Here is a 21,218-nt window from a genome sequence, read left to right on the forward strand (position 1 = left end):
CTCGCTCGGGGCCGGCTACTCGCGCGGACGCGCGGGCGGGGTGACGTGCGACTGCGCGAACGCGCGGTTGTGCTCGGCGATGATCGCCGCGCGGGCGAGGCGCTCGCGCTCCATCCGCTGTGCGAAGACCGTCCAGACCAGCAACGCGGAGCCCGCGCCGACGAGGGCGCCGCCGATCGTGTCGGTGATCCAGTGGGCACCGAGGTAGGTGCGGCTGATCGCCATGAGCACGGTGTAGACCACGCCCCAGAACCACACCCAGCCGCGCGGCACGATGATGCCGATCGTCACCGCGATCGTCGCGGCGTTCGCGACGTGCCCGGACGGGAAGGAGCCGAAGTCGGAGAGCACGATGATGTCCTCGGGGCGGGCCCGCCCGAACAGGTTCTTCAACACCTGCACGACGAGAGCGCTCGCGGCCGACGCCGTGATGAAGTACAGCGCCGCCCACGGCCTTCGGATCACGAGCAGGATCACCGCGATCGTGATCGGCACGACGAAGACGCCGATGATCCCCCCGCCGAGCGCGTTCATGCCGAAGGCGAAGACGTCGCCGATCGGCCCGCGGAGCGTGAAGATGTCCTCCGCCCACTCCTCGTCGATCTCGAAGACGGTCTCGGCGCGAAGCAGGATCACGATGCCGAGGACCACGGCGATGACGAGCGCTGCGATGCCGGCGGCGAACGGCACGAATCGGCCGACGTGCTCGGTGCGCTCCTCGCGGGTGCCCGCGTCCCGGCTGACGTCCGGGGCGCTCACTGGTCCGCGACCGTCGACCGTCGCGTCGCGGGCGGCCTCGGTACCGTCGGGTTCGCTCATGTCGACACGCTAGCCGCGCCGACGCCAGCGCCCGGTGCACCGCCGCCGCGTGGCCCGAACCCCGGTCAGTCGGAGAGCGGGGGCACCGTCTTCGGTCGGACGAGCAGCCACACCGAGGCGATGGCGATGACGGCCGCGCCGAGCATGAACGCGGCCATCGGCACGGCGCTGTCGACACCGAACAGTCCGATGAGCGGCGAGATCGCGCCCGCGAGGCCGAAGTTCAGCGCGCCGAGCAGCGATGCGGCGGTGCCGGCCTCCGCGCCGTGGTGCGCGAGCGCGAGGACCTGCACTGCGGGGAACGTGAAACCGCACGCCAGGATGTAGATCCACAGCGGGATCGCCGTGCCCCAGAACCCGGCGCCCGAGGAATCGAGGACGACGATCGCGATCGCCATCGCGGCGTGCACGATCGTGGTGCCGGCGAGCACGTACTGCGGCGGGATGGGGCCGCGGATCAGGCGCGACGACGTCTGCACGCCGATGATCACGCCGACCGAGTTGACCGCGAAGAGCAGGCCGTACTCCTGGGCGCTGAACTGGTACACCTGCTGGAACAGGAACGACGAGGTCGTCAGGTACGAGAACAGCCCCGTGAAGGTCATGCCGCCGATGATCGCGGCGCCGAGGTAGATGCGGTCGCGGAACAGCGCGCGGTAGCGCTCGCGCATCGACGAGTGCCCCGCGACGTGACGCCGCGACTCGGGCAGCGTCTCGACGATGAGGAAGCCGACGGAGAGCACGACGAGGACGCCGTAGCCGGCGAGCACCCAGAACACGCCGCGCCAGTCCATGAACGCGAGCAGCTGCGATCCGATGACCGGGGCGAGCACGGGCGCGAGGCCGTTCACGAGCGCGAGGCGCGAGAGCATGCGGACGAGCGGCTTGCCGCCGAACAGGTCGCGGACCATGGCCATCGCGACGACGCCGCCCGCGGCGGCACCGAATCCCTGCATGAGGCGGAAGAACGCGAGCCACGCGATGTCGGGTGCCAGCGCGGCGGCGATCGAGGCGGCGATGTGCAGCGCCGTGGCGAGGATGAGCGGCAGACGGCGGCCGACCTTGTCGCTCCACGGGCCGACGATGAGCTGGCCGAGGCCGAAGCCGATCATGGTGCCGGTCAGCGTGATCTGGACGGCGGCGGCGCCGACGCCGAACTCGGACTCGAGCGCCGGGAACGCCGGCAGGTAGAGGTCGACCGTGAACGGACCGAGCGCCGTGAGCGCGCCGAGCACGAGGACGTAGACCAGGCGCTGGCGGCGGCTGAGCAGGTCGCCGGGGTGGCGGGGTGCGGTGTAGTCGTCCGGTCGGACGATGGGGATGGATGCGGTGGACATAGGCGTTCCCGAGGCGTGCGTGAGTGTGGTCGTGCGGAGGCGGCTGTGCTGGCGCACGCCGTCGGGCGCCGGGCGAACAGGAACGGCGCCCCGTGGGGCGCCGCCGGGGGCGATCTCGGCCGTCGTGGCCTCGAATCGATTCGACTGAGGTTCGATTGTAACGGGTCGACCCCCGGTCGACGCAAGCCGAGCAGCGTTCGGATTCTGCTCGCAGGTCCCGGCGTCGGTCAGCCGGCGACCGAGAGCGGGTCGTCGAGGAGCCTCCCGAACGCGAGTTCGGCGGCGCCGATCATGAGGCGGTCCTCGCCCAGCGCGGCGATCACGACGTCGACGTCCTCCATCGCCGCGGGCATCGCCTGGGCGGCCACCGCGGCGCGCAGCGCGTCGGGGTCCTGCTCGGCGAGCGTCGCGAGGAACCCGCCGAGGATCACGAGCGACGGGTTCAGCACGTTCACGGCGTTCGCGAGCGCGGTCGCGAGGATCCGCCGCTGCCGGTCGAGCTCGGCGACGATGGCCGGGTCCCCTGCATCGACGGCCCCGCGGATGGCGCCGGCGAGCGTGGGCTCGTCGGACGACCGCAACCCGACGGCGTCGAGCAGCCGCGCCCGTCCCACCTCGTCCTCGAGCACCCCGCCGTCGGCGCGCCGGTCCTCCGGAGCGGCGATGCCGGGCCGGTTCTGTCCGAACTCGCCCGCGTAGCCGCTGTGGCCTCCGACCGCGCGACCGTGCACGACCAGTCCGCCGCCGATGCCGCTCGCGCCGCCGTTCAGGTAGACGAGGTCGTCGACGCCGCGGCCGGCGCCGAACAGGTGCTCGGCGAGGGCCCCGAGGCTCGCGTCGTTGCCGACCGAGGCCGGAAGCCCCGTCGCCTCCTCGACGAACTCGCGCACGGGCGCGTCGCGCCATTCGAGGTGCGGTGCGAATCGCACGAGGCCGTCTGAGGCGCGCACGAGCCCCGGCACGGCGAGCCCGACGCCCGCGAACCGCGCGTGGGCGAGTTCGCCCTCGCGCCATCGACGGATCGCGTCGGCCACGAGCAGCGCGGCGCGCTCGGGCGTCACCAACTCGTCGACCTCGATGCGCTCCCGGGCGTCGATGCGCCCGCCGAGCCCGACGGCGGCGAGCGTGACGGCGTCGACCTCCGGGTTCACCGCGACGGCGACGACGCCCGGGTGGGCCGCAACGACGGGCGACGGACGGCCGACGCGGTTGGTCGGGTCGGGCGCCCGCTCCTCGACGAGGCCCAGGTCGACGAGCTCGCCCGCGAGCGAGGCGACGGTCGAGCGATTGAGTCCCGTGAGGGCCGTGATGCGCGCACGCGACAGCGGGCCCTCCAGGTGTGCGAGCCCGAGGATCCTCGCGAGGTTGCGTCGATGCACCCCGTCGAAACTCCCGGTGCTGCCGTTGCGGTCGGTCACGCGCACCACTCTAGGTTCGCCGCGGCGGAAACGTACCGCGCCGCACCGAATATGTTGCGCTTGACCGCATATGGGTCACGGCGTATCCTCGTCACGTCCAGATCACTTTCGACATTGTTGTCGAAATTTTCGAGAGGTTCGATGATGAACAGACGCAGCACCACGCGGCTCGTCACCTTCGCCGCGGCGACCGGGCTCGCCGTCGCCTCCCTCACCGGCTGCGCCGGCGGCGGTGGCGACGAGGGCGGCGACGGCGAGGTCACCCTCACCTGGTGGCACAACGGCACGACCGGCCCGCTCCCCGAGGTCTGGGAGGAGGTCGCCACCGAGTTCGAGGAAGCGCACCCCGGCATCACCGTCGAGCAGACCGGCTACCAGAACGAGGACCTGCAGCGCACGCTCATCCCCAACGCCCTCGCGGCCGGCGACCCGCCCGACCTCTTCCAGGTGTGGCCGGGCGGCGAGCTGCGCGACCAGGTCGAGAACGGCTACCTCATGCCGCTCGACGACGAGATCCCCGACACGATCGACAGCGTCGGTGCAACGGTCAACCCGTGGCAGGTCGAGGGCGCCACCTACGGCATCCCCTTCACGTTCGGCATCGAGGGCTTCTGGTACAACACCGAGCTCTTCGAGGAGGCCGGCATCGACGCGCCCCCCTCCACGCTCGACGAGCTGATCGACGCCGTCGGCGCGCTCCGCGACGCGGGCATCACGCCCATCGCCGTCGGCGCCGGCGACAAGTGGCCGGCCGCGCACTGGTGGTATCAGTTCGCGCTGCACTCCTGCTCCCCCGAGACGCTCCAGGCCGCCGAGACCGAGTTCGACTTCAGCGACGACTGCTGGGTCGAGGCTGGCGAGCAGCTCGAGGAGTTCCTCGGCATCGACCCGTTCCAGGAGGGCTTCCTCGGCACGCCCGCCCAGCAGGGCGCCGGCAGCTCGGCCGGCCTCGTCGCGAACGGCCAGGCCGCCATGGAACTCATGGGCCACTGGAACGCCGGCGTCATCGGCGGCCTCACGCCCGACCAGCAGGTGCCCGAGTTCCTCGGCTGGTTCCCCTTCCCCGGCATCGAGGGTGCGGCCGGCGACCCGACCGCCGCACTCGGCGGCGGGGACGGCTTCGCCTGCTCGGCCGAGGCGCCGCCGGAGTGCGCCGAGCTGCTCGAGTACATCATGAGCGAGGACGTCCAGGCGAAGTTCGCCGCGAGCGGCGCCGGCATTCCCACGGTCCCCGCCGCGACCAGCTCGCTCGAGGACCCGAACCTGACGCTCGTCGCCGAGGGCCTCGCGGCCTCGTCGTTCGTGCAGCTCTGGTTCGACACGGCGTTCGGCACGACCGTCGGCAACGCCATGAACGACGGCATCGTCAACCTCTTCGGCGGCAACGGCACGCCCGAGGAGATCGTCACGAAGATGCAGGACGCTGCGGCGACGCTCTGATGACCGCAACGCTCCAGCCGGCCGGGCCCGCGACCACCGCGGGCCCGGCCCCCACCCCGGGACGGCGGCGACCGCGATCGAACGCGGCACGTCAGCGGATCGAGATCGTCCTGCTCGTGGGCCCCGCCCTCATCCTGTTCCTCGGCTTCGTGATCCTGCCGGTGATCCTCGCCGCGGTCTACAGCCTGTACAACCTGCCGCCGGCGTTCCGCTGGGAGCAGCTCGCCGAGCCCGACCGGTTCGTCGGCCTCGCCAACTACCAGCGGGCGTTCGACTCCCCCGAGTTCGTCCGGGCGATCGGGAACAACTTCATCATCCTGTTCGCGTCCCTGCTCATCCAGGGCCCGCTCGCGATCGGCATCGCGCTGCTGCTGAACCGCCCGCTGCGCGGCCGCACGGCGCTCCGACTGCTCATCTTCGTGCCCTACGTGCTCGCCGAGGTCATCGCCGGTCTCGCCTGGAAGCTCCTGCTCCAGCCCGAGGGCGGCGTCAACGCCATGCTCGAGTCGCTCGGGCTCGGATTCCTCCAGCAGAACTGGCTCGCCGACCCGAGCATCGCGCTCTGGACCCTCTTCTGGATCCTCACGTGGAAGTACCTCGGCTTCGCGATCATCCTCATGCTCGCCGGCCTCCAGGGCGTTCCGGAGGAGCTCGCCGAGGCCGCCGCGATCGACGGCGCGAGCTGGTGGCAGATCCAGCGTCACATCACGATCCCGCTGCTCGGCCCGACCATCCGGATCTGGGCGTTCCTGTCGATGATCGGCGCGCTCCAGCTCTTCGACATGGTGTGGGTCACCGTCGCCCCGACCGTGCGCGGAATGGCGACCGAGACCATGGCGACCTACATGGTCCAGCAGGGGCAGTTCGCCGGCCAGCCAGGCTACGGCAGCGCCATCGCCGTCATCCTCTTCTTCATCTCCCTCGCCGTGGCGCTGATCTACCAGCGCCTGGCCCTCCGCCGCGACCTCGCCGGCGCCGTCACCCGAGGAGTGCGCTGATGTCCGCGACGACCTCCATCACGACGGGCCGTCCCGTCGACGACCTGCCGCCGCGGCGCGCCGCCGGCCGCAGCATCGACTGGGGCCAGCCCTTCGTCTACCTCGTCGCGCTCGTCGTGGCGGCGGTCGCGATCGGCCCGGTGCTCTACGTCTTCCTCGGCGGGTTCCGCACGACGGCCGACCTCAACGCCGACCCGGCGGGCCTGCCCGACCCGTGGACGCTGCAGAACTGGGCGAACGTGCTCGGGTCGGAGCGCTTCTGGGGCAACGTGCTCGCGAGCGTCATTCTGGCCGTCGGCACGACCGCGGGCGTCGTCATCGTCGGCATCATGGCCGCGTTCGTGATCGCGCGGTACGACTTCCGCGGGCGGCAGGGCCTCTACACCCTCTTCACCGCGGGGCTCATGTTCCCGCTCACGGTCGCGGCGCTGCCGCTCACACTGCTGCTGCGCACGCTCGGGCTGCACGGGTCGTACCTCGGCGTGATCATCCCGTCGATCGCGTTCGCGCTGCCGACGACGATCATCATCCTCGTGCCGTTCCTCCGCGCCATCCCGGACGAACTGGAGGAGGCGGCCTCGATCGACGGGACGAGCCGCATAGGATTCTTCTGGCGGATCCTGCTGCCGCTGTCGATGCCCGGGCTCGTCACGGTCGGAGTCCTGGCGTTCGTGGGCAGCTGGAACGGCTACCTGCTGCCGCTGCTCGTCATCTCGACGGGCACGCTGCCGCAGGAGCTCTGGCCGCTCCCCCTCGGCGTCACGCAGTTCTCGACGCAGTACTCGCAGGACACCGCCGCGGTGCTCGCGTACACGTCGCTCGCGATGATCCCGGCGCTGGCGTTCTTCCTCGTCGCCGAGCGCCGCATCGTCGGCGGCCTGCAGGGGGCGGTGAAAGGATGACCGCGCTCGACCCGCAGACCCCGGTGACGGATGCCGCGTGGCGTGACGCCGCCCGACCGATCGACGAGCGCGTGGCCGCGCTCATGGCCGAGATGACGCTCGACGAGAAGCTCGCGCAGCTGTACGGCGTGTGGGTGGGCGCGGCCGACGACGGCGGCGGCGACGTCGCCCCCCACCAGCACGACCTGAACGACGACGTCGACCTCGACGCGCTGCTGCCGTCCGGGCTCGGCCAGGTGACCCGCCCGTTCGGCACGGCGCCCGTCGACGCAGCGGTCGGCGCGCTCTCGCTCGCGCGCATGCAGCAGCGCATCGCCGGGGCGAACCGCCACGGCATCCCGGCGGTCGCGCACGACGAGTGCCTCGCGGGTTTCGCCGCGTGGGGCGCGACGGCCTACCCGGTCCCCCTCTCGTGGGGCGCCTCCTTCGATCCGGTGCTCGTCGAGCGGATGGCACGGCGCATCGGCGCCGACATGCGGGCCGTCGGCGTGCACCAGGGCCTCGCGCCCGTGCTCGATGTCGTCCGCGACGCGCGCTGGGGCCGCGTCGAGGAGACCATCGGCGAGGACCCGTACCTCGTCGGGACGGTCGGCACCGCGTACGTGCGCGGGCTCGAGGCATCGGGCGTGGTCGCGACGCTGAAGCACTTCGTCGGGTACTCCGCGTCGAAGGCGGGCCGGAACCTCGCGCCCGTGTCGATCGGGCCGCGCGAGCTCGGCGACGTGCTGCTGCCGCCGTTCGAGATGGCGATCCGCGAGGGCGGGGCGCGCAGCGTCATGAACTCGTACTCCGACCTCGACGGCGTGCCGTCGGCGGCCGATCGGTGGCTGCTCACCGAGCTGCTGCGCGAGACCTGGGGCTTCGACGGCACGGTCGTCGCGGACTACTTCGCGGTGGCGTTCCTGAAGCTGCTGCACGGCGTCGCCGACACGTGGGCGGATGCCGCAGCCGCGGCGCTCGAGGCCGGCATCGACGTCGAGCTGCCGACGGTCAAGGCCTTCGGCGAGCCGTTGCGCGCGGCCGTCGCGGCCGGTGCGGTGCCGATGGACCTCGTCGACACGGCGCTGCGGCGGGTGCTGCGGCAGAAGGCCGAGCTCGGCCTGCTCGACGCCGACTGGTCGCCCGTTCCGCCCGCGCTCGCGGGGCTCGGGCTCGCGGACGCCGACCTCGCCGATGCGGACGCGGCCCACGCGGACCGGCTGCGCGGACGCATCGACCTCGACTCCCCGGGCAATCGCGCGCTCGCGCGCGAGCTCGCCGAGCGGGCGGTCGTGCTGGTCAGGAACGACGGCACGCTGCCGCTCGCCGCCGGCGGCGCGGACGCTCCCCCGGTCATCGCGGTCATCGGCCCGAACGCCGACGACCCGTACGCGATGCTCGGCTGCTATTCGTTCCCGACGCACGTCGTCACGCAGCATCCGGGCGTGCAGATGGGCATCCGCATCCCGACGCTGCTCGACGCGCTCCGTGCGGAGTTCCCGGGCAGCGAGATCCGGCATGCGGTCGGCACGAGCGTGGACGGCGGCGAGACCGACGGTTTCGACGACGCGCGCGAGCTCGCGGCATCCGCCGACGTCGTCGTGCTCGCGCTCGGCGACCGGGCGGGGCTCTTCGGCCGCGGAACCAGCGGCGAGGGCTGCGACGCCGAGTCGCTCGCCCTCCCGGGCGCGCAGCAGGCGCTCGTCGACGCGGTGCTCGACACCGGGACGCCCGCCGTGCTGACCCTGCTCTCCGGGCGGCCGTACGCACTCGGCCGTGCGGCGTCCGAGTCGGCGGGAATCGTGCAGGCGTTCTTCGCGGGCGAGGAGGGAGCCGGCGCGATCGCCGGCGTGCTGAGCGGGCGCGTGAACCCGAGCGGGCGCCTGCCGGTGTCGATCTCGGCGACGCCGGGCGCGCAGCCGACGACGTACCTCGCCCCGCCGCTCGCGCGGGCGAGCGATGTGTCGAACATCGACCCGACGCCGGCGTTCGCGTTCGGGCACGGGCTCGGCTACGCGACGTTCGACTGGTCGAAGTTCGCGGGCGACGAGACGTCGATCCCGACGGACGGCGCCGTCTCGGTCCACCTGCGCGTGCGGAACGCGTCCGACCGGGCGGGCGCCGAGGTCGTGCAGCTCTACCTGCACGACCCGGTCGCGTCGGTCGTGCGGCCGGTGCAGCGGCTCGTCGGCTTCGCACGGGTCGAACTCCCGCCGGGCGCCGCCGCCGACGTGCGGTTCACGGTGCCGGCCGATCTCGCGTCGTTCACCTCGCGCTCCGGCGAGCGCATCGTCGAGCCGGGCGAGGTCGTGCTCTCGCTCGGCCGGTCGAGCGGGGACCTGGTGCACGCGCACCCGGTGCGGCTCGAGGGGCCGGTCCGCCCCGTGGACCACCGACGGGCGATGCACCCGGTGGTCGCGATCGACCGGGTGAGCGGATGATCGTCTGAGCGGCCGGGGTCGGCCGGCGCCGTGTCGGAGGTGCGAGGCACACTCGGAGTCATCCGAGAGGAGCTTCCATGACGCACGTGACGCCGGTCGATCCCGACGAGCTGCCCACGAGCCCGGCCTTCGCGCAGGGCATGATCGCCCCGGCGGGTCCGCTGCTCTTCGTCGGCGGCCAGAACGGCACGGATGGCTCGGGCACCCTTCTGAAGGGACTCCGCGCGCAGACCGAGCAGGCGCTCCGCAACGTGCTCGCAGTGCTGGCCGCCGCCGGCACCGGGCCCGAGCACGTGGTGAAGCTCACGATCCACCTCGCGCCCGGCATCGACCCCGCCGACGGCTTCGCCGCGAGCGCGGCGGTGTGGGGCGCGCACCGCACCGCCGTGACCGTCCTCACGGTCGCTCCGGCCCGCCCGGGTGCGCTCGTCGAGGTCGACGCGATCGCCGCGATCCCGGTCGGCGTCGAGGTCGGGCGGTGACGGCCGGGCCGGAGGGGTCGGTCGGCAGCCGCGCGGTCCTCCGAGACGAGTTCGAGCTGCCGCTGGCGCGGCGTGCCGCGTTCCGGCTCTTCACCGCGCGCGGCGAGGAACACTGGGTGCCGGGGTGGGTGCCGAGCTTCTTCGTCCACGACGCCGACGACCTCGAGGTCGGCACGGTGTGGCAGACCCGCGACGACCGCGACCGCCCGACGACGTGGATCGTGCTCGACTGCGAGCCGGGTCGGGGCGTGCGGTACGCGCGCGTCGCCGAGCGGTGGACGGCCGGCACCGTGACGGTCGAGCTCGACGACACCGAGGGCGGGTGCCGCGTGCGCGTCGCGTACGACCTCACCGCGACGACGACGGATGCCGCGGCCGACCTCGAGCGCTTCGCCGACGGCTACGCTGCGTACATCGCCGAGTGGCGCTCGACGATCCTCGACCACCTCGCGGCGGGCGGGGAGCTGCCGGAGCCCGTCTGACGATCGGAGCGGGGGGCGGGCGTCGCGGCCGCGCGCGTCGCGACTCAGGCCTCGACGTCGTCGAGCCTGGCGATCACGACCTCGAGCAGGCGCGCGAGCTCTTCGCGCTCGACGTCACCCAGGTCCTGCAGCACGTCGGACTCGACGACGTCGGAGCCGCGGATCGCGAGACTGAAGAACTCCCAGCCGGGTTCGGTGAGCTTCACGAGGACACGCGTGCGGTTCTCGGCGTCGGGCGTGCGCTCCACGAAGCCGCGCTCGACGAGCTTGTCGAGCCGATGGGTCATCGACGAGGGTGCCACGTTGGTGAGGTCGGCGAGCTGGCTCGGGGTGAGCGCACCGCCGTCCTTGGCGAGTGTCGCCACCACGGCCCACTCGCCCGCGGTGATGTCGAGGTCGGCGAGCTGCCGCGCGTACCACTGGTCGAGCTTGCGTGAGAGCCCCTGCACCGCGGTGATCACGCGCTGCACCGACTCCTCGCCGCCGGCGGCCACGTAGGCCGCGACGGCCCTGCGGTGCTGCTCGGCCGCACTCGGCCCGCGTCTCGCCATGCGGGAATTCTCGCACACCTCTTTCGGTTGCTAAGATTTCGACATCGAAGTATTCGACACCGAAGCCACGAGTCGGGCCGGTGTCACCGCGGCGATCCGCCGCGGCATCCGTCATCGATCGTTCGGCGATCGACCACACGAAAGGGGTGCGCCCGTGCGCGCGATGCTGCTCGTCCTCGCTTCGAGCATCGGTTCTCTGGGATGGGGCGGGATCCTGCCCTACCAGTACGCCTATGCCGCGGAGACGAGGGACTGGGGCGCACTCGTCGCCGCGGGTGCGGCCTCCCTCTTCTCGGTCGGCGCGCTCGTCGCCGCACCCCTCGCCGGCCGCCTGAGCGACCGGTTCCCACCTGTCCGCGTCGCCGTCGCCGCGCAGCTGATCGGTGCCGCCGCCGCGGCCTCGCTCATCGTCGCCGACGAGCCGGGCGCGTTCCTCGCGGGCATGCTCGTATTCGGCATGGGCCTGTCCGCCGCCGCGCCCGCGAAGCAGGTGCTGGCGCTGCAGTGGTCCTCGAGCGACGACCGCCGGAAGGTGTTCGCCTACAAGTTCACCGGAGAGGCCCTCGGCATGGCCGCGGGCGCGTTCATCGCCGGGCTGCTCGTCGACCTCGACCGGCACGACGGCCTCGACGTCGGATTCCTCATGGCCGCCGCGGGCTTCGCCGTGTCATCCGCCATCATCTGGGTCGCGGGCCGCGGCGCCACGGTGCCGACCGACTTCGCCGCCGACCCCACCGGCTCGATCCGCGCCGTCGAGGCGCGCTCGCGCGGCATCCTGCGCACCATCTTCGCCACCCCGGCCCTGCGCTGGACCGCCATCGTGACGATCACCCTCGCGCTCGGCTTCTACGCGCAGTTCGAGTCGGGACTTCCGGCGTACGGCATCACCGTGCTCGGCGTCGACCCGACCGTGATCGGCACCGCGGCCGCCGTGAACTGCCTCGTGATCGTCGCGATCCAGGTCGTCATGGTGCGTCTCACGGCCAAGCGAAGCGCACCCGTGCTGCTCATGGGCGTCGGCGCGATCTGGGTCATCGCGTGGCTCGGGCTGTCGGCGGCGCAGCTCGCCCCCGGCCTCGCCGCGGCGATCTTCGTCACGACCTACGGCATCTTCGCGGTCGGCGAGACGATCTACAGCCCAGTGCTGAACCCGCTCACCGCGTCGCTCGCGCCGAAGGGCATGGTCGGGCAGACGCTCGGCACCATGGCGGCGCTCCAGACGGCGTTCACCGCTGCGGGTCCGCTCGTCGCGGGCGTGCTGCTCGGTGCGGGACTCGTCGACGGCTTCCTCTGGATGCACCTCGGCGTGAGCCTGCTCGCGGTGTTCGCCGCCTGGCGTGTGCACCGCGCACTCGTGGCATCGCGGCGCGTGGCCGAGCCGCCGCTCACCCGACCGATCCCGGTCGCCGGGTGAGTCGACCACCCACGAGCGCTACGAGGCTCGGCGCAGCCCGCTGATCCGGATCACCGGCTCGCGCAGGCCGTCGTCGGTCTCCTCGGAGCCGCGATCGAAGGCGAGGTCCGTGACGTCGTAGCGCTTCTCGAGCTTCGCGCGGATCGCCGCCTCGTCGCCGTCGGCGCCGATCTCCCTCGGGTGCACGACCTCGACGTCGAGCACGCGCCCGTCGCCGGCCGTGACCGCGATCGACCAGCCCGAGTTCTGGACGGTGTCGCTCAGGTGCGGCCGTGCGACCGCGTGCAGTGTGTTCTCCCCCATGGCTCGACTCTACGTCGGCCCTGCCGTCGTCGGCAGGGCGCCCGGTCGGAACCCGGGCGCCCTGCCGTGCATCAGGCGGCGGATGTCGCGGCCGCGCGCCGCGCGACCGACTCCGCCGCGATCGCCCATCCCCACATGAGCGGAAGCATCGCACTGCCCATCGAGGTGACCTCGGTGATGACGAAGAAGAACGGCAGCATCACGATCAGCAGCCATGCGGTCGTGCGCGGACGGAACGCGCGCCGCAGGAGCACGAGGCCGAGCGGGATGCCGCCGAGGCCGATGACCGCGAAGGCGACGAGCCCGACCAGGAAGAACGCGTCGGTCCACGGCGTGTAGTAGTCGCCGGCGAGCGCGAGCGCGAGCAGTCCGTAGGCGCCGAGCTGCACCCACCACAGCACCCGCTCGCCGCCGACCGGCCCGCGAGCGCGGTAGGCCAGGCCTGCTGCGGCGAGGAAGGCGAGGGCCACCGGGAGCCAGATCTTGCCGTAGGTCCAGTAGACGAGGGTCGGGTCGCCCCAATCGAGCAGCGGACGGAGGGCGTCGATCGCGGGCGGCGCCCACGCCGCGACCAGGGGCGATTCGAGGTCCTCGGGGTGCGCGGCGATGCGGCTCAGTGCGTGGAGCTGGCCGGCGACCGTGCCGAACGCGGCCATCGCCCAGGCGATGACGGCGATCAGGCGGGCGCGCCGGGGCGACACGGGCGGCGCGGCGGTGCCGCGCGCAGCGTGGGTGGCGGGCGCTGCGTCGCGCGGGGCGGTCGTGGTGCGTTCGCTCATGGTCGATCTCCTTCGAATCCGGTGCGGTGAGCTGCGGTCGGCGTCGACGGTAGGGGCGAGCGGATGCCGCGGCGTCGCGCTCGGGCACGAATCGGGTGGACCACGGGACGATGCGGCGCGTCCTCCCGCGGGAGGATGCCCCGGAGGCGCCGACGGGCGTAGCATCCCCACGTGCAGGCGAGGATCCGGGCATTCGACATCGCGGTCGCCGCGCTCGTGTTCGTGATCGCGCAGCTCGAGGTCTGGGCGGGCGTCGGCTCGCTGAACGCCGCGGGCCCGGCGTGGGCCCGCTCGCTCGCGTTCGGTGTCGCCGCGGGACTGCTCGTCCTGCGGAGACGGCATCCGCTCGGCACCCTCGCCGGGGTCGCCGGCGTCCTCGCCCTCGAGTTCGCGGTGTTCGGGGCGCCCGAGGGGTACTCGGTGCTGCTCGCCCCGCTCGTCGCGGTGTACACGGTCGGCCGCCTGACGCCGATGCCCCGTTCGCTGTGGGGTCTCGCGCTCGGAGCGGGCTTCTGGGCGGTGTGGGCCTGGTCCGATCCGCTCAACGCGAGCCTCGAGGACCACATCCTCGCGCTCGTGTGGCTCGCGCCATGGGTGATCGGATGGCTCGTCGGCGCCCTCGTGCGCACGACGGTCCAGGTTCGCGAGCAGCGACGGGCGGCGATCGCGCAGCGCGAGTCGCGGGCGATCGCAGAGGAACGCAACCGCATCGCACGGGAGCTGCACGACATCGTCGGGCACAGCCTCTCGGTGATGACCGTGCAGGCGGCGGCGGTCCGTCGTCGCCTGGCTCCCGAGCAGGAGGTCGAGCGGGCGGCGCTCGAATCGGTCGAATCCACCGGTCGCGAGGCGCTCGGCGAGATGCGCCGACTCGTCGGCGTGCTGCGCACCGACGAGGCCGCCGACCGGGCTCCGGCACCGGGGCTGGGCGATCTCGATCGGCTCGCCGAGCGCGTCACCGCTGCCGGTCTCCCGGTCTCCGTGTCGATCACGGGCGAGGCCCGCGACCTCCCCGCTGCGCTCGACGTGACCGCGTACCGGCTCGTGCAGGAGGGTCTGACGAACGCGCTGCGCCACGCGGAGGGGGCGACCGGGGCGCGAGTCGACGTCGACTACGGCGACACCGCGCTCCGGCTCCGGGTGCGCGACGACGGCGCCGGGCTCGACACGGTGGCAGCCACGCGCTCGGACTCGGGCGGGAGCGGACTCGCCGGCCTGCGCGAGCGCGTGGCGCTCTACGGCGGCTCGCTCCTCGTCCGGCCGCACGAGGGCGGCGGCTGCGAACTGTCCGCCGAGTTGCCGTGGGAGGCCGCATGAGCGAGGTCGAGCCGGAGCCGCGTCCGGCGGGGGTGGCTGCCTCGACCGACGGCGCCGTCCGCGTGCTCGTCGTCGACGACCAGGCGCTCGTGCGCACCGGGTTCCGCATGATCCTCGAGATCGAGCCCGACATCGAGGTCGTCGGCGAGGTCGGCGACGGCGAGCAGGCGGTCGAGGCGGTACGGGACCTCAGCCCGGACGTCGTCCTGATGGACGTGCGGATGCCCCGCACCGACGGCATCGAGGCGACGCGCCGGATCGTCGCCGAGCACGGCCCGGCCGTCCGGGTCGTCATGCTGACGACGTTCGACCTCGACGAGTACGTCTACGACGCGCTGCACGCGGGAGCGAGCGGGTTCCTGCTGAAGGACGTGCAGGCCGAACTGCTCGTCGCCGGCATCCGCGCCGTGCACGAGGGCGACTCGCTGCTCGCTCCGACCGTGACCCGGCGCATGATCGAGAACTTCGTCGGTCGACCGCGTGCGGCGGTGGCGTCCGCCCCCTCGGGCCTCGTCGCGTCACTCACCGACCGCGAGCGCGAGGTGCTGGCGCTCATGGCGCAGGGGCGCACGAACGGCGAGATCGCGGCGCAGCTCTTCATCTCGGAGACCACCGTGAAGACCCACGTCGGGCGATTGCTCGCGAAGCTCGGCGCGCGCGACCGGGTGCACGCGGTGATCATGGCGTACGAGTCCGGACTCGCGGGCGCCGGGTAGCGCGCGACTCGGACGGTCGATCGAGACTCAGGCGGGCGGGGCCGCCGTACTGTCGCGCACGACGAGGCTCGTCGCGAGGTCCATCCGCGGCGTCGGCGCGCCGGGGTCGAGCGGCTCCTCGGCGAGGCGGATGGCGAGGCGCGCCGCCTCCTCGCCCATGCGGCGGAGCGGCTGGTGCACGGTCGTGAGCTTCGGCGTGAGCCACCGCGCGAGCGGGATGTCGTCGTAGCCGACGACCGAGAGGTCCTCGGGCACGCGGATGCCGCGCTCGCGCGCCGCCTCGAGCACTCCGAGCGCCTGCATGTCGCTGCCGGCGAAGATCGCGGTGGGGCGGATGTCGCGGTCGAGCAGTTCGCGTGCGCGGTCGCGCCCTCCGGAGACGTGGAAGTCGCCGAACCGGATCCACTCCTCGTCGATCGGGAGCCCCGCGGAGTTCATCGCGGAGCGGTAGCCGTCGATGCGGGCGAGCGAGCACATCATGTCGGCCGGCCCGGTGATCGCGGCGATGCGCTCGTGGCCGAGCTCGATCAGGTGCCGCGTCGCGGCGAGCCCGCCCGACCAGTTGGCCGAGCCCACGGACGGCGCATCGGGCGAGGGGTCGCCGGCCGGGTCGACGATGACGAACGGGATCGCCCGCGACAGGAGTTGCTCGTGGTACTCGGGCGCGAGGTCGCTGAAGACGAGCACGACGCCGACCGGACGCCGTCGCATGACGCCCTCGACCCAGTCGGGGTCCGGCGAGTGGCGGGTGCCGCTCACCGTGAGGACCACCGAGAGCCCGTGCTGCTTCGCGACCGACTCGACGCCGTCGATGACCTCCATCGACCAGATGGGGTCGAGCTCGTGGAACACGAGCTCGACGAGCTCCGCGCGAGCCTCCGAGCGGCCGCCGCCCCGGCGCCGGTAGCCGCGTTCGGCGAGGACGTGCTCGACGCGTGCCCTGGTCGAGGCCGCGACATCCGATCGGCCGTTCAGCACCTTCGAGATCGTCGCGAGCGAGACGCCCGCCTCGGCGGCGATGTCGGCGAGCGTGACGCGCCCGGGCGCGGCATCCGTTGTCATGTTTCGAAGTCTAGCGTCGAAACTTTCTACAGAGCCACTCCGTGCATGTGTTGCGCGACGGAGTGCCTCCGGTTATGTTTCTCTTGCCAACAAATCATCGATGACGCTGAAAGGCGGATCACCCATGGCCAGCGCGCCCACCCGCGACGACAAGTTCTCCTTCGGCCTCTGGACCGTCGGCTACAACGGCACCGACCCGTTCGGCGGGCCGACCCGCAACGCGCTCGACGTCGTGCACGTGGTCGAGCAGCTCGCCGAACTCGGCGCCTACGGCCTCACCTTCCACGACGACGACCTCTTCGCCTTCGGCTCGACCGACGCCGAGCGCCAGAAGCAGATCGACCGACTGAAGGACGTGCTCGCCGACACCGGTCTCATCGTGCCGATGGTCACCACCAACCTCTTCTCGGCGCCCGTCTTCAAGGACGGCGGCTTCACCTCGAACGACCGCCAGGTGCGCCGCTTCGCGCTCCGCAAGGTGTTCCGCCAGCTCGACCTCGGCGCAGAGCTCGGCGCGAAGACGTTCGTCATGTGGGGCGGCCGCGAGGGCGCCGAGTACGACTCGGCCAAGGACATCCGCGCCGCGCTCGAGCGCTACCGCGAGGCCGTCAACCTGCTCGGCGACTACGTGACCGACAAGGGCTACGACATCCGCTTCGCCATCGAGCCGAAGCCGAACGAGCCGCGCGGTGACATCCTGCTGCCGACCCTCGGCCACGCCATCGCGTTCATCGACTCGCTCGAGCGCCCCGAACTCGTCGGCCTCAACCCCGAGGTCGGCCACGAGCAGATGGCGGGCCTCAACTTCGCCGCCGGCATCGCACAGGCGCTGTACCACGGCAAGCTCTTCCACATCGACCTGAACGGCCAGCGCGGCATCAAGTACGACCAGGACCTCGTGTTCGGCCACGGCGACCTGCACAACGCGTTCGCGCTCGTCGACCTGCTCGAGAACGGCGGCCCCGGCGGCGTTCCCGCCTACGACGGCCCGCGTCACTTCGACTACAAGCCGAGCCGCACCGAGGACGAGACGGGCGTCTGGGAGTCGGCCGCGGCGAACATGCGGACCTACCTGCTGCTCAAGGAGCGTGCCGCGGCCTTCCGCGCCGACCCCGAGGTGCAGGAGGCGCTCGCGGCCGCCCGCGTCGACGAGCTCTCGCAGCCGACGCTCGGTGAGGGCGAGACCTACGACGACTTCCTCGCCGACCGCTCGGCGTTCGAGGACTTCGACGCGAACGCCTACCTCGGCGGCAAGGGCTTCGGGTTCGTGCGCCTGCAGCAGCTCGCGACCGAGCACCTGCTCGGCGCGCGCTGAGGGTCGGCACGGCGGAACGCAAGACCAACGCTGAGGAGAACGCGATGACCCTCGTCGCCGGCGTCGATTCATCGACCCAGTCGTGCAAGGTCGTGATCCGGGATGCGGCGACCGGGGCGCTCGTGCGCTCCGGTCGCGCCGCGCACCCCGACGGTACCGAGGTCGACCCCGCCGCCTGGTGGGGCGCCCTCCTCACCGCGGTGGCCGATGCCGGCGGGTTCGACGGCGTCGAGGCGATCTCGGTCGGCGGCCAGCAGCACGGCATGGTCGTACTCGACGACGAGGGCCGCGTCATCCGCGACGCCCTGCTCTGGAACGACACCCGCTCGGCGCAGGCCGCGCGCGACCTGATCGACGAGGTCGGCGCCGCCGCGTACGCGGAGCGCACGGGCGTCGTGCCGGTCGCGTCGTTCACGGCGACGAAGCTCCGCTGGCTGCGCGATGCCGAACCGGATGCCGCGGCTCGCGTCGCGGCGGTGGCGCTCCCCCACGACTGGTTGACCTGGCGGCTGCGCGGGTACGGCCCGGCCGGCGAGTCGCCGCTCGGCCCCGTGCTGGAGGAACTCGCCACCGACCGGTCCGACGCCAGCGGCACGGCGTACTGGGGAGCCGACGGGTACGACCGCGAACTCCTGGTCCGCGCGCTCGGGCATGACGCGATCCTCCCCCGCGTGCTCGGCCCCGGTGAGGCGGCCGGCCGCACGCCCGATGGGATCCTCGTCGGCCCCGGCGCCGGCGACAACGCCGCGGCGGCGCTCGGGCTCGACGCGGCCCCTGGCGACGTCGTCGTGTCCATCGGCACGAGCGGCACGGTCTTCGCCGTGACGGATGCCCCGGTGGCCGATGCCTCGGGGACCGTCGCCGGGTTCGCCGACGCGTCCGGGTCGTGGCTGCCGCTCATCGCGACGCTGAACGCCGCCCAGGTGCTCGACGTCGTCGCCCGCGCGCTCGACGTCGACCACGCCGAGCTCGGCCGGCTCGCCCTCGAGGCGTCGCCGGGCGCCGGCGGCGCGGTGCTCGTGCCGTACTTCGCCGGCGAGCGCACCCCGAACCTGCCGGATGCCACGGCCTCCCTCACCGGCCTGACGCTCGCGAACACGACCCGCGCGAATCTCGCGCGCGCCGCCGTCGAGGGCATGTTGTGCGGACTCGCGGACGGCCTCGACGCGGTGCGCTCGCAGGGCGTCGAGGCGACGCGCGTGCTGCTCATCGGCGGGGCCGCGCAGAACCCAGCGGTGCGGGCGGTCGCCGCCCAGGTGCTCGACGCGCCCGTCGTGGTGCCCGAGCCGGGCGAGTACGTCGCCGACGGCGCAGCGCGGCAGGCGGCATGGGTGCTCACGGGCTCGCGGCCGGGCTGGCCGGTCGCGGTGGCCGCGGAGCTCGCGCCCGACACGCGCCCGGTGATCCGGGAGCAGTATGCGGCAGCGGCCGCCGGGGCCCGCACGAACCCCGCCTGAACTCCGGCCGGCCGTGCGGCGGGGGTGGAGCCCGCCGCCGGCCCGCCGGCCCCGGGGCGCGCGCCGCTCCCCGGCCTCCGACCTCACGGGCCCGGATGCACGGTCACCCGGCGGGTCGGGCGCCTGCCGCGAGCGCGTTCAGCAACGCCGCACCGGTCCGCGCATCGGGCACGGTGACGACGAGCGGAGGGGAATCCGTGCGCTGCACCTCGATGCCCGACCCCTGGCGCATGATGATGCCGCGGCGCCCGCGGACGTCGAGTCGGAACCCCCAGCCGCCGAACTCGGCGGACAGCACCTCGACGTCGGCGGCCGACACCACCTCGTCGAGCGCAACGCGGGTGAGGCGGAGTCCGAGCAGCGTCCGTACGGTGAGGCCGCGGCGATCGACCGTGACCCGCACGCCGGTCGTGGTCGCGAGCACTATCACGACCAGGAGCAGGACGCCCCACAGCCACCAGGCGGCGGGAGCGACGACCAGCGGCACCACGAGGAACGCGGCCGCGGACCCGACGATCACGATGACGATCCACGGCGCCGACAGCGACGCCGACCAGACCGCCCGCTCTCCGGGAGCGAGGGTGAGCGCCGGCGTCGCCGCGGGCGCCGCCTGAGGTTCCGGCGCGGGAAGCAGCCGCCAGGTGATCCATCCGACGAGGGCACCGGACAGGATTCCCCCGCCGACCGCGACCGGTGCCGCCCATGAGGGCGGCGTCGCGTCGTCGAGTTGCACTCCGGTGAGCGCGAGCGTGACGAACGCGATCAGCACGCTCGTCGCCGGCGCGAAGACGGCGGTGGGACGCACCCGCGGGAGCAGCCGGGGGCGGGCCCCGTCGGCGGGCCGCACGGCCGATCGCCGACCGGCGAGGGTCGCGAGCGCCAGGCTCACGCCGACGGCGAGCGAGATCGCGAGGTAGGCGAGCACCGCCCGGATCGGGGTCGCCCAGCGGTCGGGCTCGCCCGACGCGTCGAAATGGACGGCCACCTCGGCGGGAAGCCGCGGGATCCAGAGGAGGAGGACCGTCGTGGCGACGGCGATCACCGCGAGCGGGAACCAGACGACCACGGCCAGGAGCACGCGGAGGTCACGGCGGTCCCGCTCGTCGGCGGTGCCGCGGGCGTCCGACATCTCCGGTCGGTCGGATGCGCCGTCGCGGGCCGGGTCGGTCATCGGTCGAACTCCTCTCGGATCAGGGCGAGCACGGCGTCGGCGCCGATGCCGTGCCGGCGGGCGACTGCGACCAGCTCGGCGGCGTGGTCCCGGACGGCGGCGAGGGCTCCGGCTTCGGCCGTGACCACGGCACCGCGCCCTCGACGCAGCTCGATGATGCCCTCGTCGCGCAGCACCTGGTACGCGTGCAGCACGGTGTGCTGATTCACCTCGAGCGAGTCGGCGAGGTCGCGCGCCGCCGGCAGCCGCTCGCCGGCCGAGACGCGCCCGCCGAGCACTTCGGTGCGGACCGCGCTGGCGAGCTGCGCGAAGAGCGGCACGTCCGACGCGGCGTCGATGCGGATGATCACGCGTTCATTGTTCTATTTGTCGCTATAACTATGCAAGTTTTATCGCGGGCTCACTCCCGCCGACGAACGTCGACGTGAATGGCGATCTGCGTGGGGAACCCCTGTGCAGCATCGGCGGCTCGGCTTACCATGGCGAATGGACGTCGCCCGTCGGCGACGCCTCGCCGACGAGGTAGGAGGACCACGATGATGTCCGAATCCGATGAGGTCCGCGGACCCGATCCCGACGACGTCGAGGGCACGTACACCGAGGTCGACGGCGAGTCGGCCCAGCCACGCACGGTCGAGGGCGAGTACACCCGCACGAACGGCGTCGACGACGACGAGAGCGTCGTCGGCGACTACACCTCGACGGAGGAGCACCCCGAGACGCACCCCGCGTCCGAGGAGCACGGCGACTACGCCCGATCCGAGGGGAGCCACCCGAAGCCGCATCCGGGCCCGCACCGGGTCTGACCCTCGCGCGGGGAGCCGGTCGGACGCGC

21 protein-coding genes are annotated in these 21,218 nt (G+C 72.8%); 12 read left to right on the forward strand and 9 right to left on the reverse strand.

All coding sequences use genetic code 11. The features are described 5' to 3' along the window. Nucleotides 1-15: 15 nt before the first annotated feature. From ACIQH8_RS02685 to ACIQH8_RS02695, 3 genes are all read right to left on the reverse strand, one after another. On the reverse strand, nucleotides 16-819 hold the full coding sequence (locus ACIQH8_RS02685) for a phosphatase PAP2 family protein (RefSeq protein WP_400994442.1): 804 nt from the start codon (nucleotides 817-819) through the stop codon (nucleotides 16-18). 65 nt (nucleotides 820-884) lie between these two features. After that, on the reverse strand, nucleotides 885-2,156 hold the full coding sequence (locus ACIQH8_RS02690; RefSeq protein WP_400994445.1) for a multidrug effflux MFS transporter: 1,272 nt from the start codon (nucleotides 2,154-2,156) through the stop codon (nucleotides 885-887). Nucleotides 2,157-2,383: 227 nt separating this feature from the next. Then, nucleotides 2,384-3,574, reverse strand: a complete 1,191-nt coding sequence (locus ACIQH8_RS02695; protein WP_400994447.1) for an ROK family protein — start codon at nucleotides 3,572-3,574, stop codon at nucleotides 2,384-2,386. 144 nt (nucleotides 3,575-3,718) lie between these two features. On the opposite strand from ACIQH8_RS02695, the gene ACIQH8_RS02700 reads away from it, so the two are divergent. From ACIQH8_RS02700 to ACIQH8_RS02725, 6 genes are all read left to right on the forward strand, one after another. Beyond that, the gene (locus tag ACIQH8_RS02700; protein ID WP_400994449.1) at nucleotides 3,719-5,014 is read left to right on the forward strand and encodes an ABC transporter substrate-binding protein; all 1,296 of its coding nucleotides are present in this window, start codon (nucleotides 3,719-3,721) and stop codon (nucleotides 5,012-5,014) included. Next, nucleotides 5,014-6,012: a carbohydrate ABC transporter permease gene (locus ACIQH8_RS02705; RefSeq protein ID WP_400994452.1), complete on the forward strand. Its 999-nt coding sequence runs from the start codon at nucleotides 5,014-5,016 to the stop codon at nucleotides 6,010-6,012. Before ACIQH8_RS02700 ends, ACIQH8_RS02705 begins: the two co-directional genes overlap by 1 nt. Further along, the gene (locus tag ACIQH8_RS02710) at nucleotides 6,012-6,914 is read left to right on the forward strand and encodes a carbohydrate ABC transporter permease (protein WP_400994454.1); all 903 of its coding nucleotides are present in this window, start codon (nucleotides 6,012-6,014) and stop codon (nucleotides 6,912-6,914) included. The genes ACIQH8_RS02705 and ACIQH8_RS02710 overlap by 1 nt, the downstream gene beginning before the upstream one ends. After that, a complete protein-coding gene (locus tag ACIQH8_RS02715; protein WP_400994456.1) occupies nucleotides 6,911-9,334 on the forward strand; it encodes a glycoside hydrolase family 3 N-terminal domain-containing protein in 2,424 nt (807 codons plus the stop codon). The genes ACIQH8_RS02710 and ACIQH8_RS02715 overlap by 4 nt, the downstream gene beginning before the upstream one ends. Nucleotides 9,335-9,411: 77 nt before the next feature. Continuing rightward, nucleotides 9,412-9,816, forward strand: coding sequence for a RidA family protein (locus ACIQH8_RS02720; protein WP_400994459.1), 405 nt, complete (start codon nucleotides 9,412-9,414; stop codon nucleotides 9,814-9,816). Further along, nucleotides 9,813-10,298, forward strand: a complete 486-nt coding sequence (locus ACIQH8_RS02725; RefSeq protein WP_400994461.1) for an SRPBCC domain-containing protein — start codon at nucleotides 9,813-9,815, stop codon at nucleotides 10,296-10,298. Before ACIQH8_RS02720 ends, ACIQH8_RS02725 begins: the two co-directional genes overlap by 4 nt. Before the next feature lie 44 nt (nucleotides 10,299-10,342). On the opposite strand, the gene ACIQH8_RS02730 is transcribed toward ACIQH8_RS02725, so the two are convergent. Then, nucleotides 10,343-10,849, reverse strand: a complete 507-nt coding sequence (locus ACIQH8_RS02730; protein ID WP_400994463.1) for a MarR family winged helix-turn-helix transcriptional regulator — start codon at nucleotides 10,847-10,849, stop codon at nucleotides 10,343-10,345. Nucleotides 10,850-11,012: 163 nt separating this feature from the next. On the opposite strand from ACIQH8_RS02730, the gene ACIQH8_RS02735 reads away from it, so the two are divergent. Next, the gene (locus ACIQH8_RS02735; RefSeq protein ID WP_400995685.1) at nucleotides 11,013-12,263 is read left to right on the forward strand and encodes an MFS transporter; all 1,251 of its coding nucleotides are present in this window, start codon (nucleotides 11,013-11,015) and stop codon (nucleotides 12,261-12,263) included. A gap of 18 nt (nucleotides 12,264-12,281) precedes the next feature. On the opposite strand, the gene ACIQH8_RS02740 is transcribed toward ACIQH8_RS02735, so the two are convergent. Together ACIQH8_RS02740 and ACIQH8_RS02745 are read right to left on the reverse strand one after the other, a co-directional pair. Further along, the gene (locus tag ACIQH8_RS02740) at nucleotides 12,282-12,566 is read right to left on the reverse strand and encodes a hypothetical protein (RefSeq protein ID WP_400994466.1); all 285 of its coding nucleotides are present in this window, start codon (nucleotides 12,564-12,566) and stop codon (nucleotides 12,282-12,284) included. Nucleotides 12,567-12,637: 71 nt separating this feature from the next. Further along, complete coding sequence (locus tag ACIQH8_RS02745; RefSeq protein WP_400994468.1) at nucleotides 12,638-13,345, reverse strand: hypothetical protein; 708 nt, start codon at nucleotides 13,343-13,345, stop codon at nucleotides 12,638-12,640. Nucleotides 13,346-13,516: 171 nt separating this feature from the next. Here ACIQH8_RS02745 and ACIQH8_RS02750 point away from each other — a divergent pair, with 171 nt between their 5' ends. Beyond that, nucleotides 13,517-14,662: a sensor histidine kinase gene (locus ACIQH8_RS02750; protein ID WP_400994471.1), complete on the forward strand. Its 1,146-nt coding sequence runs from the start codon at nucleotides 13,517-13,519 to the stop codon at nucleotides 14,660-14,662. Continuing rightward, the gene (locus ACIQH8_RS02755) at nucleotides 14,659-15,378 is read left to right on the forward strand and encodes a response regulator (protein WP_400994474.1); all 720 of its coding nucleotides are present in this window, start codon (nucleotides 14,659-14,661) and stop codon (nucleotides 15,376-15,378) included. The genes ACIQH8_RS02750 and ACIQH8_RS02755 overlap by 4 nt, the downstream gene beginning before the upstream one ends. Before the next feature lie 27 nt (nucleotides 15,379-15,405). On the opposite strand, the gene ACIQH8_RS02760 is transcribed toward ACIQH8_RS02755, so the two are convergent. After that, a complete protein-coding gene (locus ACIQH8_RS02760) occupies nucleotides 15,406-16,440 on the reverse strand; it encodes a LacI family DNA-binding transcriptional regulator (protein ID WP_400994476.1) in 1,035 nt (344 codons plus the stop codon). A gap of 124 nt (nucleotides 16,441-16,564) precedes the next feature. On the opposite strand from ACIQH8_RS02760, the gene xylA reads away from it, so the two are divergent. Next, nucleotides 16,565-17,755 (forward strand): xylose isomerase, encoded by a 1,191-nt coding sequence (gene xylA, locus ACIQH8_RS02765; protein ID WP_400994479.1) that lies wholly within the window; start codon nucleotides 16,565-16,567, stop codon nucleotides 17,753-17,755. Nucleotides 17,756-17,799: 44 nt separating this feature from the next. Beyond that, a complete protein-coding gene (gene xylB / locus ACIQH8_RS02770; protein ID WP_400994481.1) occupies nucleotides 17,800-19,212 on the forward strand; it encodes a xylulokinase in 1,413 nt (470 codons plus the stop codon). 103 nt (nucleotides 19,213-19,315) lie between these two features. On the opposite strand, the gene ACIQH8_RS02775 is transcribed toward xylB, so the two are convergent. After that, entirely contained in the window at nucleotides 19,316-20,383 is a 1,068-nt protein-coding gene (locus ACIQH8_RS02775) for a DUF1648 domain-containing protein (protein WP_400994483.1), read from the reverse strand. After that, nucleotides 20,380-20,733, reverse strand: a complete 354-nt coding sequence (locus ACIQH8_RS02780) for a GntR family transcriptional regulator (protein WP_400994485.1) — start codon at nucleotides 20,731-20,733, stop codon at nucleotides 20,380-20,382. The genes ACIQH8_RS02775 and ACIQH8_RS02780 overlap by 4 nt, the downstream gene beginning before the upstream one ends. A 186-nt stretch (nucleotides 20,734-20,919) precedes the next feature. Between ACIQH8_RS02780 and ACIQH8_RS02785 the strand changes: the two genes are divergently transcribed. Beyond that, on the forward strand, nucleotides 20,920-21,189 hold the full coding sequence (locus tag ACIQH8_RS02785; protein ID WP_400994488.1) for a hypothetical protein: 270 nt from the start codon (nucleotides 20,920-20,922) through the stop codon (nucleotides 21,187-21,189). Nucleotides 21,190-21,218: the final 29 nt, after the last annotated feature.

The sequence above is a fragment of the Agromyces sp. GXQ0307 genome (assembly GCF_044769845.1).
In the GTDB taxonomy this organism is placed as follows: domain Bacteria; phylum Actinomycetota; class Actinomycetes; order Actinomycetales; family Microbacteriaceae; genus Agromyces.

What these genes read in the sequence shown, in the direction of transcription:
- ACIQH8_RS02710 (WP_400994454.1), top strand. Translation starts at nt 6,012, where the DNA reads ATGTCCGCGACGACCTCCATCACGACGGGCCGTCCCGTCGACGACCTG.
- ACIQH8_RS02760 (WP_400994476.1), bottom strand. Translation starts at nt 16,440, where the DNA reads ATGACAACGGATGCCGCGCCCGGGCGCGTCACGCTCGCCGACATCGCC.
- ACIQH8_RS02735 (WP_400995685.1), top strand. Translation starts at nt 11,013, where the DNA reads ATGCTGCTCGTCCTCGCTTCGAGCATCGGTTCTCTGGGATGGGGCGGG.
- ACIQH8_RS02740 (WP_400994466.1), bottom strand. Translation starts at nt 12,566, where the DNA reads ATGGGGGAGAACACACTGCACGCGGTCGCACGGCCGCACCTGAGCGAC.
- ACIQH8_RS02785 (WP_400994488.1), top strand. Translation starts at nt 20,920, where the DNA reads ATGATGTCCGAATCCGATGAGGTCCGCGGACCCGATCCCGACGACGTC.
- xylB (WP_400994481.1), top strand. Translation starts at nt 17,800, where the DNA reads ATGACCCTCGTCGCCGGCGTCGATTCATCGACCCAGTCGTGCAAGGTC.
- ACIQH8_RS02745 (WP_400994468.1), bottom strand. Translation starts at nt 13,345, where the DNA reads ATGAGCGAACGCACCACGACCGCCCCGCGCGACGCAGCGCCCGCCACC.
- ACIQH8_RS02685 (WP_400994442.1), bottom strand. Translation starts at nt 819, where the DNA reads ATGAGCGAACCCGACGGTACCGAGGCCGCCCGCGACGCGACGGTCGAC.
- ACIQH8_RS02775 (WP_400994483.1), bottom strand. Translation starts at nt 20,383, where the DNA reads ATGACCGACCCGGCCCGCGACGGCGCATCCGACCGACCGGAGATGTCG.
- ACIQH8_RS02705 (WP_400994452.1), top strand. Translation starts at nt 5,014, where the DNA reads ATGACCGCAACGCTCCAGCCGGCCGGGCCCGCGACCACCGCGGGCCCG.
- ACIQH8_RS02700 (WP_400994449.1), top strand. Translation starts at nt 3,719, where the DNA reads ATGAACAGACGCAGCACCACGCGGCTCGTCACCTTCGCCGCGGCGACC.
- ACIQH8_RS02755 (WP_400994474.1), top strand. Translation starts at nt 14,659, where the DNA reads ATGAGCGAGGTCGAGCCGGAGCCGCGTCCGGCGGGGGTGGCTGCCTCG.
- ACIQH8_RS02690 (WP_400994445.1), bottom strand. Translation starts at nt 2,156, where the DNA reads ATGTCCACCGCATCCATCCCCATCGTCCGACCGGACGACTACACCGCA.
- ACIQH8_RS02715 (WP_400994456.1), top strand. Translation starts at nt 6,911, where the DNA reads ATGACCGCGCTCGACCCGCAGACCCCGGTGACGGATGCCGCGTGGCGT.
- xylA (WP_400994479.1), top strand. Translation starts at nt 16,565, where the DNA reads ATGGCCAGCGCGCCCACCCGCGACGACAAGTTCTCCTTCGGCCTCTGG.
- ACIQH8_RS02730 (WP_400994463.1), bottom strand. Translation starts at nt 10,849, where the DNA reads ATGGCGAGACGCGGGCCGAGTGCGGCCGAGCAGCACCGCAGGGCCGTC.
- ACIQH8_RS02720 (WP_400994459.1), top strand. Translation starts at nt 9,412, where the DNA reads ATGACGCACGTGACGCCGGTCGATCCCGACGAGCTGCCCACGAGCCCG.